At 65.7% G+C, this 15726-nt stretch carries 17 protein-coding genes and 1 pseudogene; 12 read left to right on the forward strand and 6 right to left on the reverse strand.

All coding sequences use genetic code 11. From position 1 onward, the window contains the following. The first annotated feature begins 2 nt into the window (after positions 1 to 2). The 9 genes and pseudogenes from OB2597_RS09825 to aat all read left to right on the forward strand — a co-directional run bounded on the left by OB2597_RS09825 (position 3) and on the right by aat (position 9073). Entirely contained in the window at positions 3 to 1205 is a 1203-nt protein-coding gene (locus OB2597_RS09825; RefSeq protein WP_009805391.1) for a branched-chain amino acid ABC transporter permease, read from the forward strand. Positions 1206 to 1217: 12 nt separating this feature from the next. After that, a pseudogene (locus OB2597_RS09830) lies at positions 1218 to 1736 on the forward strand (ABC transporter ATP-binding protein); the annotation flags it as partial. Between the two features lie 105 nt (positions 1737 to 1841). After that, positions 1842 to 1982 carry an ABC transporter ATP-binding protein C-terminal domain-containing protein gene (locus OB2597_RS22750; protein WP_407636177.1) on the forward strand — a complete coding sequence of 47 codons (141 nt, stop codon included), beginning with the start codon at positions 1842 to 1844 and terminating at the stop codon, positions 1980 to 1982. A gap of 85 nt (positions 1983 to 2067) precedes the next feature. Then, positions 2068 to 2823: an ABC transporter ATP-binding protein gene (locus OB2597_RS09835; protein WP_009805393.1), complete on the forward strand. Its 756-nt coding sequence runs from the start codon at positions 2068 to 2070 to the stop codon at positions 2821 to 2823. Between the two features lie 97 nt (positions 2824 to 2920). Then, positions 2921 to 4870: an acetate--CoA ligase gene (acs, locus tag OB2597_RS09840; protein ID WP_009805394.1), complete on the forward strand. Its 1950-nt coding sequence runs from the start codon at positions 2921 to 2923 to the stop codon at positions 4868 to 4870. Positions 4871 to 5315: 445 nt separating this feature from the next. Beyond that, entirely contained in the window at positions 5316 to 6182 is an 867-nt protein-coding gene (locus tag OB2597_RS09845) for a PRC-barrel domain-containing protein (protein ID WP_009805395.1), read from the forward strand. Between the two features lie 238 nt (positions 6183 to 6420). Then, a complete protein-coding gene (accB, locus tag OB2597_RS09850; protein ID WP_009805396.1) occupies positions 6421 to 6924 on the forward strand; it encodes an acetyl-CoA carboxylase biotin carboxyl carrier protein in 504 nt (167 codons plus the stop codon). 12 nt (positions 6925 to 6936) lie between these two features. Beyond that, the gene (accC, locus tag OB2597_RS09855) at positions 6937 to 8286 is read left to right on the forward strand and encodes an acetyl-CoA carboxylase biotin carboxylase subunit (RefSeq protein ID WP_009805397.1); all 1350 of its coding nucleotides are present in this window, start codon (positions 6937 to 6939) and stop codon (positions 8284 to 8286) included. A gap of 133 nt (positions 8287 to 8419) precedes the next feature. Then, the gene (gene aat / locus OB2597_RS09860; RefSeq protein ID WP_009805398.1) at positions 8420 to 9073 is read left to right on the forward strand and encodes a leucyl/phenylalanyl-tRNA--protein transferase; all 654 of its coding nucleotides are present in this window, start codon (positions 8420 to 8422) and stop codon (positions 9071 to 9073) included. On the opposite strand, the gene OB2597_RS09865 is transcribed toward aat, so the two are convergent. From OB2597_RS09865 to OB2597_RS09890, 6 genes are all read right to left on the reverse strand, one after another. Continuing rightward, positions 9037 to 9420, reverse strand: a complete 384-nt coding sequence (locus OB2597_RS09865; RefSeq protein ID WP_009805399.1) for a DUF2155 domain-containing protein — start codon at positions 9418 to 9420, stop codon at positions 9037 to 9039. The genes aat and OB2597_RS09865 overlap by 37 nt on opposite strands. Further along, entirely contained in the window at positions 9417 to 9866 is a 450-nt protein-coding gene (mlaD, locus tag OB2597_RS09870; RefSeq protein WP_009805400.1) for an outer membrane lipid asymmetry maintenance protein MlaD, read from the reverse strand. The genes OB2597_RS09865 and mlaD overlap by 4 nt, the downstream gene beginning before the upstream one ends. A 6-nt stretch (positions 9867 to 9872) precedes the next feature. After that, positions 9873 to 10256: an NADH:ubiquinone oxidoreductase subunit NDUFA12 gene (locus tag OB2597_RS09875; RefSeq protein WP_009805401.1), complete on the reverse strand. Its 384-nt coding sequence runs from the start codon at positions 10254 to 10256 to the stop codon at positions 9873 to 9875. A gap of 353 nt (positions 10257 to 10609) precedes the next feature. After that, on the reverse strand, positions 10610 to 10969 hold the full coding sequence (locus OB2597_RS09880) for a Rid family hydrolase (RefSeq protein ID WP_040609668.1): 360 nt from the start codon (positions 10967 to 10969) through the stop codon (positions 10610 to 10612). 63 nt (positions 10970 to 11032) lie between these two features. After that, complete coding sequence (clpX, locus tag OB2597_RS09885) at positions 11033 to 12301, reverse strand: ATP-dependent Clp protease ATP-binding subunit ClpX (RefSeq protein ID WP_009805403.1); 1269 nt, start codon at positions 12299 to 12301, stop codon at positions 11033 to 11035. A 151-nt stretch (positions 12302 to 12452) separates the two neighbouring features. Then, on the reverse strand, positions 12453 to 13085 hold the full coding sequence (locus tag OB2597_RS09890; RefSeq protein ID WP_009805404.1) for an ATP-dependent Clp protease proteolytic subunit: 633 nt from the start codon (positions 13083 to 13085) through the stop codon (positions 12453 to 12455). A gap of 345 nt (positions 13086 to 13430) precedes the next feature. On the opposite strand from OB2597_RS09890, the gene OB2597_RS09895 reads away from it, so the two are divergent. The 3 genes from OB2597_RS09895 (at position 13431) to OB2597_RS09905 (ending at position 15706) form a co-directional block, all read left to right on the forward strand. Next, complete coding sequence (locus tag OB2597_RS09895; protein ID WP_040609249.1) at positions 13431 to 13769, forward strand: ArsR/SmtB family transcription factor; 339 nt, start codon at positions 13431 to 13433, stop codon at positions 13767 to 13769. A 60-nt stretch (positions 13770 to 13829) separates the two neighbouring features. Then, the gene (locus OB2597_RS09900; RefSeq protein ID WP_009805406.1) at positions 13830 to 14540 is read left to right on the forward strand and encodes a DUF1045 domain-containing protein; all 711 of its coding nucleotides are present in this window, start codon (positions 13830 to 13832) and stop codon (positions 14538 to 14540) included. 275 nt (positions 14541 to 14815) lie between these two features. Next, positions 14816 to 15706: an alpha/beta fold hydrolase gene (locus tag OB2597_RS09905; RefSeq protein WP_009805407.1), complete on the forward strand. Its 891-nt coding sequence runs from the start codon at positions 14816 to 14818 to the stop codon at positions 15704 to 15706. Positions 15707 to 15726: the final 20 nt, after the last annotated feature.

Below are 15726 nucleotides of genomic sequence, written 5' to 3' on the forward strand. Positions count from 1 at the left end.
CAATGCTCGGCCTGAAAAAACACGACCTCAGCCTGCTGATCATCGTCGCCATCCTGACGATGGCGGCCCCCTTCCTCCTGAACCCGTTCCCGACGGAAAGCGGGATGGCCCAGTTCAACGCGGGCTACCCCGACCTGATGCAGAAGTTCGTCATCTTCGGCATCTTCGCCATCGGCTTCAACATCCTCTTCGGCCTGACCGGATACCTCTCCTTCGGGCACGCCGCCTTTCTCGGCGTGGGGTCCTATGCCTGCGTCTGGATGTTCAAGCTGCTGGGCTACAACGTCCTGCCCGGCATCCTGTTGTCGATCGTCGTCTCGGGGCTCTTCGCCCTGCTGATCGGGGTGATCACCCTGCGCCGCTCGGGGATCTACTTCTCGATCCTCACGCTCGCCTTCGCGCAGATGTCCTTTGCCCTCGCCTATTCGGTCCTGTCGAACCCCAAGTTCAACCTGACCAACGGAGAGACGGGGCTTCAGGTCTATGCCGACGATCCGCAGTGGTTCCACAGCGACCGCCTGCCCGACCTGCCGCATCTATTCGGCCTGTCGATGCGCGCGACGCACCGGATGGAACTGGGCGCATGGGAATTCCAGTTCAACGTGGGCTACTACATGTGCGCGGTGATCATGCTGCTCTGCTTCTACCTGGCGATCCGCATCTTCCGCTCGCCCTTCGGGCTGATGCTGCGCGCGGTCAAGTCGAACCAGCAGCGCATGAACTACACCGGCCTGAACTCGCGCCCCTACACGCTGGCCGCCTTCGTGATCTCGGGCATGTATGCCGGACTGGCCGGCGGGCTGCTCTCGGCCGTCGACCCCCTGGCGGGGGCGGAGCGGATGCAGTGGACCGCCTCCGGAGAGGTCGTGCTGATGACCATTCTGGGCGGCGCCGGCACCCTGATCGGGCCCGTGCTGGGCGCGGGACTCATCAAGTATTTCGAGAACATCTTCTCGAAGATCAACGAAAGCGTCCTGCACGGCTGGTTCGGCTTCCTGCCCGACGGGCTCGAGGACTTCGTCATCACCCTCGTCTATCCCTTCGTGGGCAAGGGCTGGCACCTCACCCTCGGCGTGATCTTCATGCTGGTGGTGATCTTCCTGCCGGGCGGCCTGGTCGAGGGCGGCCAGCGCATCGGCCGCCTCTTCCGGGGCAAGAAACCCTCGGGCGCCGCCAAGTCGGCCACGACCGAACCCGCCGAATAAGGAGCGAGAGACATGGGAATTCTCGAAGTCAAGAACGTGAACAAGCGGTTCGGCGGCCTTCAGGCGCTCGGCGACGTCAACCTGAGCGTGGCGGAGAACACCGTCCATGCCATCATCGGGCCGAACGGGGCGGGCAAGTCCACCCTTCTGAACGTGCTCGTCGGCAAGCTGATCCCCGACACCGGATCCGTCATGTTCGACGGCCAGTCGGTGCTGGGCCGCAAGCCCTACGAGATCAACCAGATGGGCATCTCCCGCGTGTTCCAGACGCCCGAGATCTTCGGCGATCTGACGGTGATGGAGAACATGATGATCGCCTGCTTCGCGCAGCGCGACGGCGCCTTCCGGATGCACGCCGTAGGCTCGATGTGGAGCGAGAGGGACATCGTCGCGACGGCCGAGGACATGCTGGAGAGCATGAATCTCCAGGACAAGCGCGACATGCACTCGGCCTCGATGTCGCGCGGCGACAAGCGGCGGCTCGAGATCGCGATGTGCCTTGCCCAGTCCCCGCGCCTGCTGCTGCTGGACGAACCGACCGCCGGCATGTCGCGGTCGGACACCAACAACACGATCGACCTGCTCAAGAAGATCAAGCAGGACCGCGACATCACCATCGCCATCATCGAACACGACATGCACGTGGTCTTTTCGCTGGCCGAACGGATCACGGTCCTGGCCCAGGGCACGCCCCTGGTCGAGGACACGCCGGAGAAGATCAAGGGCCACCCGAAGGTGCGCGAGGCGTATCTGGGCGAGTCTCAAGTGGCGGCCTAGGCCGGACGGGGTGGGGCGGACCCCCACCCTACAGGTTATTCATGGGGCGGGATCGCCTCCCCGTCGCAGGACAAGGACGAAAGACATGAACGTCAAACCCGACTTCTCCAAGGGCAGGAACTATGCCGAGACAGCCCCGGCCTTCCTGTCGGTCTGGAACATGGAAGCCTATTACGGCGAAAGCTACATCGTGCAGAACATCTCGTTCAACGTGCACGAGGGCGAGATCCTCGCCCTGCTGGGCCGCAACGGCGCCGGCAAGACCTCGACCCTGCGCGCCATCGCGCGGATGGACAATCCGCAGGTCACCCATGGCGAGATCTGGCTCGACCACCAGCCGCTGCACAACATGGCCTCGCACCAGGCGGCGCAGGGCGGCATCGGCCTCGTGCCCGAGGACCGCAGCATCATCCCCGGCCTCACGGTCGAGGAAAACCTCCAGCTCGCCCAGATCGCCCCGCCCGTCGGCTGGTCGATCAACCGGCTTTACGAGCTCTTCCCCCGCCTCGGCGAACGCCGCAAGCAGGAAGGCGTGACGCTGTCGGGCGGCGAACAGCAGATGCTCGCCATCGCCCGCGCCCTGGCCCGCGACATCAAGGTGCTGCTGCTCGACGAACCCTACGAGGGTCTCGCGCCGGTCATCGTCGACGAGATCGAGAAGACCCTGCGCGTCATCAAGGAACAGGGCATCACCACCATCCTCGTCGAGCAGAATGCCGTCCGGGCCCTTGAACTCGCCGACCGTTCCGTGATCCTTGATACCGGCTCCGTCGTCTTCGACGGCAGCGCGAAAGAGGTGCTCGGCAACGCCGAACTGCGCGAAGAATACCTGGCCATCTGAGGATGGCCCGCGCCCCGCGCCGGTGAGGAGCGGCACGGGGCACCGCCTTGCAAGGCACGTAAGGCACGTCATGCACTGGAAGAATGGAGGATCTGTGATGACCGATCAGACCTACCCGCCCTCGGCCGAACTCGTGAAGAACGCCCATGTCGACATCGCCGGGTACGAGAAGATGTACAAGGCCTCGATCAGCGACCCCGAGACGTTCTGGGCCGAAGAGGCCCGCAAGCGCCTCGACTGGATCGAGCCCTTCTCGACGGTCAAGAACACCGACTTCACCCTCGGCAACGTCTCGATCAAATGGTTCGAGGACGGCGTCCTGAACGTCGCGCACAACTGCATCGACCGCCATCTCGACACCCGGGGCGACCAGACCGCCATCATCTTCGAACCGGACGAGCCGGGCGACGAGGCGCAGCACATCACCTACAACCAGCTGCACGAAAAGGTCTGCCGTTTTGCCAACGTGCTGCTGGCCCAGGGCGTGATGCGCGGCGACCGCGTCGTGATCTACCTGCCGATGATCCCCGAGGCCGCCTATGCCATGCTGGCCTGCGCCCGCATCGGCGCGATCCATTCGGTCGTCTTCGCGGGCTTCAGCCCCGACGCGCTGGCCAACCGGATCAACGACTGCGAGGCCAAGGTCGTCATCACCGCCGATACCGCCCCGCGGGGCGGCAAGCGGACCGCACTGAAGTCGAACACCGATGCCGCGCTCCTGCATTGTTCGGACAAGGTGCGCTGCCTCGTCGTCAAGCATACCGGCGACCAGACCACCTGGATCGAAGGCCGCGACGTCGACGTGAAGGCGATGATGGAGGACGTGGCTCCGGACTGCCCCGCCCGGCCGATGAACGCCGAGGATCCGCTCTTCATCCTCTACACCTCCGGCTCGACCGGCAAACCCAAGGGCGTGGTCCATTCCTCGGGCGGATACCTGCTCTACGCCGGAATGACGCAGCAGCTGACCTTCGACTACCATGACGGCGATGTCTTCTGGTGCGGCGCGGACGTGGGCTGGGTCACCGGGCACACATACATCCTCTACGGCCCCCTGGTGAACGGCGCGACGACGCTGATGTTCGAGGGCGTGCCGACCTATCCCGACGCCTCCCGCTTCTGGCAGGTGATCGAGAAACACGGCGTCAACCAGTTCTACACCGCGCCGACCGCGATCCGCGCCCTGATGGGGGCCGGCGACACATTCGTCGACGGCTTCGAGATGCCCTCGCTGAAGGTGCTGGGCACCGTCGGCGAACCGATCAACCCCGAGGCATGGAACTGGTACAACGACAAGATCGGCAAGGGCCGACTGCCGATCGTCGATACCTGGTGGCAGACCGAAACCGGCGGCCACATGATCACCCCCCTGCCCGGGGCCACGCCGACCAAGCCCGGCTCGGCCACCCTGCCCTTCTTCGGCGTCCAACCCGTCGTGCTGGAACCGACCAGCGGCGAGGAAATCGAGGAAACCAAGTGCGAGGGGGTTCTGGCCATCAAGGACAGCTGGCCGGGACAGATGCGCACCGTCTGGGGCGATCATGAACGGTTCGAGAAGACCTATTTCTCCGACTACAAGGGCTATTACTTCGCCGGCGACGGCTGCCGCCGGGACGAGGACGGCTATTACTGGATCACCGGCCGGGTCGACGACGTCATCAACGTCTCGGGCCACCGGATGGGCACGGCCGAGGTGGAATCCGCCCTTGTCGCGCATTCCAAGGTCGCCGAGGCCGCGGTGGTCGGCTATCCCCACGACGTGAAGGGCCAGGGCATCTACTGCTACGTCACCTTGATGAACAGCGAAGAGCCCTCGGACGAGTTGAAGAAGGAACTGCGGGACTGGGTCCGCACCGAGATCGGCCCCATCGCCTCGCCGGACCTGATCCAGTGGGCCCCGGGCCTGCCCAAGACGCGCTCGGGCAAGATCATGCGCCGGATCCTGCGCAAGATCGCCGAGAACGACTATGGCGCGCTTGGCGACACCTCGACGCTGGCCGACCCCTCGGTGGTCGACGACCTGATCGAGAACCGCATGAACCGCTGACACCACCCGTCCACCCGGATGGCGGACCGAAGCGTGAGGATCACGGTTCGGTCCGCTGCCCTGCGGGACCGACCGCCCCGAGGCGCCGGTCCGGGCCTCGCTCCGGTCGCCTGAGCCGCCCGGGCGACCGTCGCGGAAGCCCGGGATCGAAGATCGTCGAACCGCGCTGCGGCCTACGTCCGGAGGCGCCCGATCCTGGAACCGGCGTGTTTCCACCGTGAACTATCTTGTGATGGAACCCGGCGATTCCCCATCGGCAGCGAACTGCCCCGGACTAAATATTCCAATGAGTTACCGTGCCACATGGCTGCGACACGCGCGTTCACAGGACACAATTCCCCTTTCTACGGCATCGCTCCCGCAAGTTCTCGCCGCCGCGCCATATCGGGTTGGAACGATACCCTCCGCGCGGTGTTGGTCCGGCGAAGCAGAAAGGAGACTAGCAATGACCAATCTCAAGACCCTCTTGATGTCCGGTGTTGCCGTGATCAGCCTCGCCGCACCCGCAGCCGCCCAGTCGGTCGATACCTCCAACATCGGGTCGTCGGATGTCGATTCCACCGCAAGCACCTACGGGGTGGACACGCAGTTCGACGGCAGCACCTCGGCGGATGCCGAAGCCGACACGGCGACGGACGAACTGAACACCAGCACCACCGCGAACGCCGAAATCGACGCGGCCACGGACGACGCCGACACCACTGCGTCCGCTGATGCCGGCTCCGACGCGGCCACCGACGAATTCGACACGGATGCGACCGCCGACGCCGGGACCGACGCCGGCACGAACGCGAACGCCTCGGGGTCCGCATCGGTCGATACGCAGACCGCGCAGGACGACAGCCAGATGGATGATGGCTCGGCAACCGCAGATGCCGCGACCGGCATGAACGCCGAGACCGATCTGGCGGACGACGCGACGGATACCGACATCACCAATGACACGACGGCCGATACCGGCACGACCGACATGGCGGAAAACGACGCCGGTCTGACGGGCGGCGCAAGCAGCGAGACGACCGCAGGCACCCTGATCGGGCTCGACGTCGCCAGCTCGGCCGGGGAATCCATCGGCGAGATCGACGATGTGGTCGAGATCAACGGTGAAACCATGGCAGTCGTCGGTGTCGGCGGGTTCTTCGGACTGGGTGAGCACAATGTCGCTCTTCCGGTGACCGAACTGATGTACGACGGCGACACCATCACCGCCCGGGGCTACACGAGCGAACAGCTCGAGAGCATGGCCGAATACAACGACGAAACCGCGACCTCGCTCGAAAGCGATGCGACGGTCAGCCTGGGCCGCTCGTAAGAAAATTACCATGACCTTAGGGGGCTGCCGTTCCGGCGGCCCCTTTTTCATGCCGGGGCCGCGCCCGACCCGGCGGGATGACCGGCCCCCCATGTCCGGCGCCGCGGTCCCGCCGCGGCCGCGAGAGACCGGCACGTGCCGTCTGCGCTTTTCTCCCCCGGAGACTTGCCTTATAAGCGGGCCAATTATGAGCGACAAAGCCGCACAAGACGGCCCGTAACCTCTGGCGAGGATCTGCATGACCAACAAGACGACCGAAGCCGACGTGGCCTTCATCAAGGCGCTGGCGGAACTGCTGCGCGACAACGAACTGACCGAGATCGAGGTCAAGCGCGACTACGGCGAAGACGACAGCCTGAACGTCCGGGTTTCGAAAAAAGTCGAATACGCGGCCCCCGCCCCGATGCCGGCGCTTGCCCCCGCGGCCCCGGCACCGGTTTCGGCGCCCACGGGCGATCACGGCGCAGCCCCGGCCACGGCCGACGCGATGGACGATCCGGCCCAGCACCCCGGCGCCGTCACCTCGCCTATGGTGGGCACGATCTACATGCAGCCCGAACCGAACGCCCCGGCCTTCGTCAAGGTCGGCGACAGCGTCAGCGAGGGGCAGACCCTCCTGATCGTCGAGGCGATGAAGACGATGAACCAGATCCCCGCGCCGCGCGCCGGCGTGGTGAAACGCATCCTCGTCGAAGACAAGGCGGCCGTGGAATACGGCGCGCCGCTGATGATCATCGAATAAGGCCCGCGGCGCATGTTCGAGAAGATACTGATCGCAAACCGGGGTGAGATCGCCCTGCGGGTCATTCGCGCCGCGCGCGAGATGGGCATCCGCTCGGTCGCCGTCCATTCCACCGCCGATGCCGATGCGATGCATGTGCGCATGGCGGATGAATCCGTCTGTATCGGCCCCCCCTCGGGATCGGAAAGCTATCTGCACATCCCCGCGATCATCGCGGCGGCCGAGGTGACGGGCGCCCAGGCGATCCACCCCGGCTACGGCTTCCTGTCGGAAAACGCCGCCTTCGTGCAGATCGTCGAGGATCACGGCATCACCTTCATCGGCCCCACGGCCGAACATATCCGCGTCATGGGCGACAAGATCACCGCCAAGGACACGATGAAGGCGCTCGGCGTGCCCTGTGTGCCTGGCTCGGACGGCGGTGTCCCCGATCTGGCCGCCGCGCGGAAGCTGAGCGGCGAGATGGGCTATCCCGTCATCATCAAGGCGACCGCCGGGGGCGGTGGCCGCGGCATGAAGGTGGCCCGCTCGGAGCAGGAACTCGAAAGCGCCTTTCAGAACGCGCGCTCCGAGGCCAAGGCGGCCTTCGGCAACGACGAGGTCTATATCGAGAAATACCTCACCACGCCGCGGCATATCGAAATCCAGGTCTTCGGCGACGGCAAGGGCCAGGCGGTCCACCTGGGCGAGCGTGACTGCTCGCTCCAGCGCCGCCATCAGAAGGTCTTCGAAGAGGCGCCCGGCCCCTGCATCACCCCCGAGGAGCGCGCCGAGATCGGCCGCGTCTGCGCCGATGCCGTGGCCCGGATCAACTATGCCGGCGCCGGCACGATCGAGTTTCTCTATGAAAACGGCGAGTTCTACTTCATCGAGATGAACACCCGCCTGCAGGTCGAACATCCGGTAACCGAGGCGATCTTCGGCGTCGATCTCGTGCGCGAACAGATCCGCGTGGCCGAGGGGCTGCCGATGTCCTTCACCCAGGACGACCTGACCATCAACGGCCATGCCATCGAGGTCCGGATCAATGCGGAAAAGCTGCCAGAATTCGCGCCGCGCCCCGGCAGGATCACCGCCTATCACGCGCCCGGCGGCCTCGGCGTGCGGATGGATTCGGCGCTCTACGACGGCTATTCCATCCCGCCCTATTACGACAGCCTGATCGGCAAGCTGATCGTCCACGGCCGCGACCGCCCCGAGGCCCTCGCCCGGCTCGACCGCGCGCTCGGAGAGCTGATCGTCGATGGTGTCGAGAACACTGTGCCGCTGTTCAACGCCCTGCTGCAGGAACCGGACATCCAGTCCGGCACCTACAACATCCACTGGCTCGAGCACTGGCTGGCCCAGGGCAAGCTGGGCTGACACGGGGGGCCTGTCGCGTGCAATGGTGCGCCTGGAATACCCGGCAGGTGCCGCACCAAGCGTCGCGAGATACTCGCTTTCCGCCAATCGCCGTGTAAGATGAGCAACGGACAGGTGGAAAACCGGGGCTGACATGAAAGACCACGACGCCAGCGATCTGACGCCGGACCTTTTGCTGCATGCCTACGCGTCGGGTATCTTTCCGATGTCCGAGCACCGGGACGACCCCGAGATCTTCTGGGTGGAACCGCGCCGAAGGGGCATCATACCGCTCGACGGGTTCCGCACCTCGCGCTCGCTCTCCCGGGCTCTCCGGCGCGACGACTATAATGTTACGATCAACCGTGACTTCACCGGCGTCCTCGACGGCTGTGCGGATCGTGACGAGACCTGGATCAGCGGCCGCATCGTGGCCCTCTACCACCAGCTTCACCTCAGCGGCTATGCCCATTCGCTCGAGGTCTGGCGCGAGGGCGCGCTGATCGGCGGCGTCTACGGGGTCGCCCTGGGCGGCGCCTTCTTCGGCGAAAGCATGTTCTCGCGCCGCACCGATGCCTCGAAGATCGCCCTCGCCTGGCTGGTCGCGCATCTACGGAACGGCGGGTTCGAACTCTTCGACACGCAGTTCCTGACGCCGCACCTCGCCTCGCTCGGCGGGATCGAGGTCAGCCGTGCCGAATACCGGTCACGCCTGGCCGAGGCGCTGGTGCATCCGGCCGCCTTCACCACGCCCGCCCTGCCCGCTTCGGGTCAGGAGGTCGTGCAGCTCAACACCCAGACATCGTAGCGGAAATGGTCCAGCGCGTTCAGCGCGGGGGACGAGGCCACCATCCAGCCCGAGAAGATCGGATCCGAGGATTTGGCCGGCTCGGTGATCGTCATGAAGGCGTAGGCGTCGCCCGCCGGATTGCCCGCGGGATAGCGGCATTCCCACATCGTGATCGACAGCTTGCCCACCATCACGGCCGTCCCCGAGGGGACCGAGACGTCGCGCGTCTCGCCATTCATCTTGTCCAGCCCGCGCAGCACCGCCCCCGTGCCGACCGACACGTCCTCCTGCGCGCGGAGCGGTGCGACCGGCGCGGCCAGGGCGGCCAGGGCCAGGCCAAGCGCAAGGGCGGCGCCGCACCTCATTGCCCGTCGCCCCCCGCGACGAATTTCATGAGCAGCGACACCAGGCTCACGGCGCCCTGCGTGTCCAGAACCTCGTCGCCCTCGGCATAGTTGAACGGGGATCCCCCCGGCAGGATCTCGACGAAATTGCCGCCGAGCAGCCCTTCCGAGGAGATGACGACCGAACTGTCGTCGGGTATCTCCACGCCGTCGCGCACGGTGAAGGTGGTCCTTGCCCGGAAGGTCGCCGGGTCGAGGTCGATGCCCGTCACCGAGCCGACCTTCACCCCGGCAAGACGCACGTCCGTTCCGAGGGCGACCCCCTCGGCCGACCGGAAGGAGGCGGAGAGCGGATAGCCCGCGGGGCTGCCGCCGATCCCGGCGATCCGGCCCGCATGGACCGCGAACCCCAGGGCCAGGGCCAGCACGGCCCCGCCGACGACGACTTCGGTGGTGGTGCGGGACATCGCCCCTTACTCCGGGCTCCAGGCCTCGTAATCCTGCCGGGTGGCAGGTTCAGGCCGCCGGATCGAGCCGGCGGGCGCATAGGCCTGCGGTGTGCCGGTCAGGTTCGGAAGATGGGGCTTTTCCCAGTCCTTGCGCTTGAACGGCGTCTCGCTCGGAACCTCGTCATAGGTGTGGTGCAGCCAGCCATGCCAGTCCGGGCTGACCCGGCTCGCCTCGGCCTCGCCGTTGTAGATCACCCACCTCTTCTTGCCGTCGGCGGTCGTGTAGAAGGTGTTTCCGGCATCGTCCTCGCCGACCTTGGTCCCCTTGCGCCGGGTATAGAGCATCGTGTTCAGCGTGGCGCCATGCCACCACGTCGCCGCACGCAGAAGGGAGTTGAGAATGCCCATGCCAAGCCTCCGAAGAACTTTCCCCTGATATGGCCCATTCCCGCCGCGAGGTCCAGCGCAAGGGTGCCGCGATTTGCCGATGGACCGGCGCACAAGCGCCGCCCCTGCCCGATCCTTGCGGCCAGCGCCGTCCTCAACACCACCGCCGTCGTTACCGGGCCCGACCCGAGGATCTCCCGGCCCCCGCGCGACGCCCGTTCCGTGCGCCTTGCGGCCCGAGGCTTTCCCTGACCGGCTTCCTCCGGCTCCCCACCCGCGGGTCTGCCGAGCCGCCGCGCCTTCTCGGATCGGGGGGATCCTCGGGTCGCGCCCGAGGATGACGTCGCGCCCTTGAACACGGGTGGGCTTGGGCCTCACCCGGCCAGCGCCGTTACCTCGATCTCGATCCGGTATTTCGGGTCGATCAGCCCGCATTCGATCATCGTCGCCGCCGGCGGATCGTCACCGAAGGCCGCGGCGAGGATCGGCCAGCACGGTTCGAACTCGGCCCGGTCGGGCAGGTAGTATGTCACCCTGACCGCATTGGCGAGCGACGTCCCCGCCCTGTCCAGCGCGCTCCGGACGGTTTCGAGCGCCGCCCGGCACTGGTCCTCGACGGTTTCGCCCTCTCCGACCGTGCCCGCGACATGGACGAAGCCGCCCGCGACGACGGCGCGGCAATAGCCGACCTTTGTCTCGTAGGGTCCGCCGGAATGGATACGTGTGATCGTCATGATCCCCTCCACGAAAAAGGGCGGGGAAAGTCCCCGCCCGTTCGTCACGGTACAGCTCCGTGATCAGCCCGCCGTCGCGCCCTCTTTCTTGGCGTCGGCATAGATCATCAGCGGCTTGGCGTCCGAGGTCACAGCCTCTTCGTTCACCACCACCTCTTCGACATTCTCCATGCTCGGCAGTTCGAACATCGTGTCGAGCAGGATGTCCTCGAGGATGGAGCGCAGACCCCGCGCGCCCGTCTTGCGTTCGATCGCCTTGCGGGAGATGGCCGACAGCGCGTCGTCGGTGAAGGTCAGCCGCGCATCCTCAAGCTCGAAGAGCCGCTGGTACTGCTTGACCAGAGCGTTCTTCGGCTCGGTCAGGATGGTGACCAGCGCCTCTTCGTCGAGGTCCTCGAGGGTCGCCAGAACCGGCAGACGGCCGACGAATTCCGGGATCAGGCCGAACTTGAGCAGGTCCTCGGGTTCGAGATCCTGGAACACCTCGCCCACGCCGCGTTCGTCGTTGTCGCGCACATCCGCACCGAAGCCCATGGCGCTGCCCTTGCCACGCTGCGCGATGATGCGGTCGAGCCCGGCGAAGGCGCCGCCGCAGATGAACAGGATGTTGGTCGTGTCCACCTGCAGGAATTCCTGCTGCGGATGCTTGCGCCCGCCCTGCGGCGGCACGCTCGCGACCGTGCCCTCCATCAGCTTGAGCAGCGCCTGCTGCACCCCCTCGCCCGAGACGTCCCGGGTGATCGAGGGATTTTCCGACTTGCGGGTGATCTTGTCGACCTCGTCGATGTAGACGATGCCGCGCTGCGCCTTCTCGACGTTGTATTCCGAGGACTGGAGCAGCTTGAGGATGATGTTCTCGACATCCTCGCCGACATAGCCCGCCTCAGTCAGCGTCGTCGCATCCGCCATGGTGAACGGCACGTCGAGGATCCGCGCGAGCGTCTGCGCCAGCAGCGTCTTGCCGCAGCCCGTCGGTCCGATCAGCAGGATGTTCGACTTGGCGAGTTCGATGTCGCCGCCGGATTTCGCCGCGTGGTTCAGACGCTTGTAGTGGTTGTGGACGGCCACCGACAGGACGCGTTTCGCGATCTTCTGGCCGATCACGTAGTCGTCCAGCACGTCGCAGATTTCCTGCGGCGTCGGCACGCCTTCCGAGGATTTGAGCCCGGTCGACTTGGTCTCTTCCCGGATGATGTCCATGCAGAGCTCGACGCATTCATCGCAGATGAACACCGTCGGGCCGGCGATCAGCTTGCGGACCTCGTGCTGGCTCTTGCCGCAGAAGCTGCAATAGAGCGTGTTCTTGCTGTCGCCGCCGGAGTTGTTCGCCATCTTACACCTTTCGCCCCAATTGGCGGGGCTTTGCCTGTCCTGGCCGGCCACTGCCGCCTCCGGCCAAGACCTTTGCGGACAAGCCTAGGGCAGCCCCCGGGCATCCACAATGTCAAAAATTCGTCACTTACCGTTCGTGACCGCTGCGTGACTATGCGTCATCGCCGTCCGCTTTCGGGCGGCTTTCGAAGATCTCGTCGATCAGCCCCCAGTCCTTGGCCTCTTCGGCTGTCATGAAGTTATCGCGTTCCAGCGCATCGACAACCGTCTCGAAATCCTGGCCGGTGTGTTTCACGTAGATCTTGTTCAGCCGTTCCTTGAGCTTCTCCGTATGGCGGGCGTGGATCATGATGTCCGTCGCCTGCCCGCGATAGCCGCCCGAGGGCTGGTGAACCATGATCTCGGCATTGGGCAGCGCATAGCGCATCCCCGCCGCGCCGCCGGCCAGCAGCAGCGACCCCATCGACGCCGCCTGGCCGATCACCAGCGTACCGACCTTGGGCTTGATGTATTGCATCGTGTCGTAGATCGACAGCCCGCTGGTCACCACGCCGCCGGGGCTGTTGATGTACATCGAGATGTCCTTGGTCGGGTTCTCGGCCTCGAGGTGCAGAAGCTGCGCCACGATCAGGCTGGACATGCCGTCATGCACCGGGCCGGAGACGAAGATGATCCGTTCCTTCAGCAGGCGCGAGAAGATGTCGTAGGCCCGTTCGCCACGGCTGGTCTGTTCGACCACCATGGGGACCAGGTTGTTCATGTAATTTTCATAAAGGTCGCTCATGCCGAACCTGCCTCCTGCTACCCGTTCGATCCCTATCGATCAGGATCTAACAGAGTCTTAGTGACGCGCATGGCGGGCTGCAAGGGCACGGGGTTCATTCCGTAACCCCACCGTAAACGTCGCGGCCGGCAACGTTCGTCCACGCCGGGTCTTCCGTCCCGCTCGCGCGGCGAACACGACATCGCGACCGGCGGCGTCCCGGGCCGAACTTGCCCCGCCGATCATAACGAACTAAGCACCCGACATCCCGAACGCACCCGGGCGACCGGCCCGAAGCGCAGAAAAAATCACTGACGTGCAAGGCACGCTCCCCCCCCCGATGGCGAAGACAGAGACGCAGAGACGATGGCCCTACCGCACATGAGCCCCGACATCACGGATGAGGACATGGACCGCATCGCCGGCAAGGCGACCGAGGCGTCTAATTTCCTCAAGGCGCTCAGCCACGAAGGCCGGATGATGATCCTGTGCCACCTCGTGAGCGGCGAGAAATCCGTCACGGAACTCGAAGAACTCCTCTCCGCGCGCCAGGCCGCCGTCTCGCAGCAGCTCTCGCGCCTCCGGCTGGAAGGGCTGGTCGTGCCGCGGCGCGTGGGCAAGGCGATCTACTACAGCCTCGCCGACGACCGCCCCCGGCGCACGCTGGAACTCGTCTACGACATGTTCTGCGCCGACGGGGTATAGGCCCGGCGGGCCGATGCCACTGTCATTCGGATGTCACGGATGCCGGAGAGACAGGGCGCCATGACCCATTCACGCTACGCGATCTACGTCTGCCCCGAACCCGGTCCGTTGGCCGCGTTCGGCGCCGACTGGCTCGGCTGGGATATCGAAACCGGCCGCCCCCGCCCCCATCCCGACATCGCGGGACTGCCATTGCCGGTCTCGGAAATCACGGCCACCCCCCGAAAATACGGCTTTCACGGCACGATCAAGCCGCCCTTCCGCCTGGCGTCCGGCCAGGACCCCGAGGCCCTGCGCGAGGCTGCGCGCGGGCTCTGCGCCGCGCAACCCGAGGTCCGGCTGGAGGGGCTGCGGCTCGAACGGCTCGGCCGGTTCCTGGCCCTGGTCCCCACAGGCGGGACCGAGGCCCTCTCCGCCCTCGCCGCCAGCGTGGTGGACAGGCTCGACGGGTTCCGCGCGCCGCCGGACGACGCCGAACTGGCCCGACGCCGCGCCCGGCCACTGAGCCCCCGGCAGGACGCCCTGCTGGCCCGCTGGGGATATCCTTACGTGATGGAGGAGTTCCGCTTCCATCTGACCCTGACCGGCCCGCTGCCCCGCCCGGACATGGACCGGATCTCCGACCGGCTACGGGAGGTCACGGCACCGATTCTTCCGGCACCCTTCGTGATTCGCGACCTTTGCCTGGTGGGAGAACGCCCCGACACCCGGTTCGAGGTACTGGAACGCCTGAAACTTTCTTCATCGAATCCATGGCGATGCGCGCAGTAAGTTTGCATTTTGGACCAACAAGTCAAAATTATGGCAAAAATGGTTCGAAAACTGTTACACTCCCTAGTCATAAACATAGGAAATTCCTTTCCATGACCAAGTATGCGGCGGCCTCTGAGCCGCCGCTTTTACGTGCCCCCCTCGCCCCCGCATCCCGAGCCTGCCGGAGGCGCGGGCATGAAGCGCCCCGCCTGCCCGATCCGCGTTTGCATCTTTCCACCCGCAGCCGTTCCGCCTAGGTTGCGCGGCGACCGGACAGGGACAGGAGGACGGGCATGAGCACGGCACAGGTGAACGGTATCGAAATCTGGTACGAGGAGCTCGGCCCCGAGGATGGCAAACCCATCCTCATGATCTCGGGCGTCGGCACGCAGAGCACGCGCTGGAAGGCCGATTTCGTCGACCTGCTGGTCGCGCGCGGCTACCGTGTCATCAAGATGGACAACCGCGACATCGGCCTCAGCCAGAAGTTCACCGACCACGGGCTGCCGGACTTCAAGCGGGTCATCGCGGACAAGGCGGCCGGCAAGACGCCGGACATCCCCTATACACTCTCGGACATGGCCGCCGACGGCGCCGCGCTGCTCGATCACCTCGGGATCGACAAGGCGCATGTCTGCGGCTTCTCCATGGGCGGCATGATCGTGCAGCTGATGGCGATCGAGCACCCGGACAAGGTGCTCTCGATGAGCTCGGTCATGTCGAATTCGGGCAACCCGGACCTTCCCAAGCCGACAGACGCGGCGATGGCGGCGCTGACCCGGCCCCGGCCCGACGCGCTGAAGGATCGCGACGCGTTCATCAATTCCCGGATCGAGACGGACCACGTGATCGGCTCGCCCGCCTACCCCATCCCGGACGAGGACCTGCGGGCGCAGGCCGAGGCCGATCTCGACCGATCCTACCATCCCACGGGCTTTGCCCGGCAGTATGCCGCGATCCTCGCCACGCGCGACCGGCGCGCGGAACTGCGGAACCTGACGATGCCCGTGGCGGTGATCCACGGCACCGACGACCCCCTCGTTCCCGTCACCGGCGGGCGCGACACGGCCGAGAATTGCCCGACCGCGGACCTGATCGAGATCCCCGGCATGGGCCACAACTTTCCGCACGAAGTCTACGAGGCCGTGCTCGACGGCATTGAAAAGGCGACCCTGCGCGCGTGACGCCCCAGCCGATGCGGGCC

Origin of the sequence: Pseudooceanicola batsensis HTCC2597, assembly GCF_000152725.1 — a bacterium.
GTDB classification, from domain to species: Bacteria; Pseudomonadota; Alphaproteobacteria; order Rhodobacterales; family Rhodobacteraceae; genus Pseudooceanicola; species Pseudooceanicola batsensis.

Excerpts from the sequence above, each read along its gene's own strand:
- OB2597_RS09825 (WP_009805391.1), top strand. The coding sequence starts at position 3 with ATGCTCGGCCTGAAAAAACACGACCTCAGCCTGCTGATCATCGTCGCC.
- OB2597_RS22750 (WP_407636177.1), top strand. The coding sequence starts at position 1,842 with ATGCACGTGGTCTTTTCGCTGGCCGAACGGATCACGGTCCTGGCCCAG.
- OB2597_RS09835 (WP_009805393.1), top strand. The coding sequence starts at position 2,068 with ATGAACGTCAAACCCGACTTCTCCAAGGGCAGGAACTATGCCGAGACA.
- acs (WP_009805394.1), top strand. The coding sequence starts at position 2,921 with ATGACCGATCAGACCTACCCGCCCTCGGCCGAACTCGTGAAGAACGCC.
- OB2597_RS09845 (WP_009805395.1), top strand. The coding sequence starts at position 5,316 with ATGACCAATCTCAAGACCCTCTTGATGTCCGGTGTTGCCGTGATCAGC.
- accB (WP_009805396.1), top strand. The coding sequence starts at position 6,421 with ATGACCAACAAGACGACCGAAGCCGACGTGGCCTTCATCAAGGCGCTG.
- accC (WP_009805397.1), top strand. The coding sequence starts at position 6,937 with ATGTTCGAGAAGATACTGATCGCAAACCGGGGTGAGATCGCCCTGCGG.
- aat (WP_009805398.1), top strand. The coding sequence starts at position 8,420 with ATGAAAGACCACGACGCCAGCGATCTGACGCCGGACCTTTTGCTGCAT.
- OB2597_RS09865 (WP_009805399.1), bottom strand. The coding sequence starts at position 9,420 with ATGAGGTGCGGCGCCGCCCTTGCGCTTGGCCTGGCCCTGGCCGCCCTG.
- mlaD (WP_009805400.1), bottom strand. The coding sequence starts at position 9,866 with ATGTCCCGCACCACCACCGAAGTCGTCGTCGGCGGGGCCGTGCTGGCC.
- OB2597_RS09875 (WP_009805401.1), bottom strand. The coding sequence starts at position 10,256 with ATGGGCATTCTCAACTCCCTTCTGCGTGCGGCGACGTGGTGGCATGGC.
- OB2597_RS09880 (WP_040609668.1), bottom strand. The coding sequence starts at position 10,969 with ATGACGATCACACGTATCCATTCCGGCGGACCCTACGAGACAAAGGTC.
- clpX (WP_009805403.1), bottom strand. The coding sequence starts at position 12,301 with ATGGCGAACAACTCCGGCGGCGACAGCAAGAACACGCTCTATTGCAGC.
- OB2597_RS09890 (WP_009805404.1), bottom strand. The coding sequence starts at position 13,085 with ATGAGCGACCTTTATGAAAATTACATGAACAACCTGGTCCCCATGGTG.
- OB2597_RS09895 (WP_040609249.1), top strand. The coding sequence starts at position 13,431 with ATGGCCCTACCGCACATGAGCCCCGACATCACGGATGAGGACATGGAC.
- OB2597_RS09900 (WP_009805406.1), top strand. The coding sequence starts at position 13,830 with ATGACCCATTCACGCTACGCGATCTACGTCTGCCCCGAACCCGGTCCG.
- OB2597_RS09905 (WP_009805407.1), top strand. The coding sequence starts at position 14,816 with ATGAGCACGGCACAGGTGAACGGTATCGAAATCTGGTACGAGGAGCTC.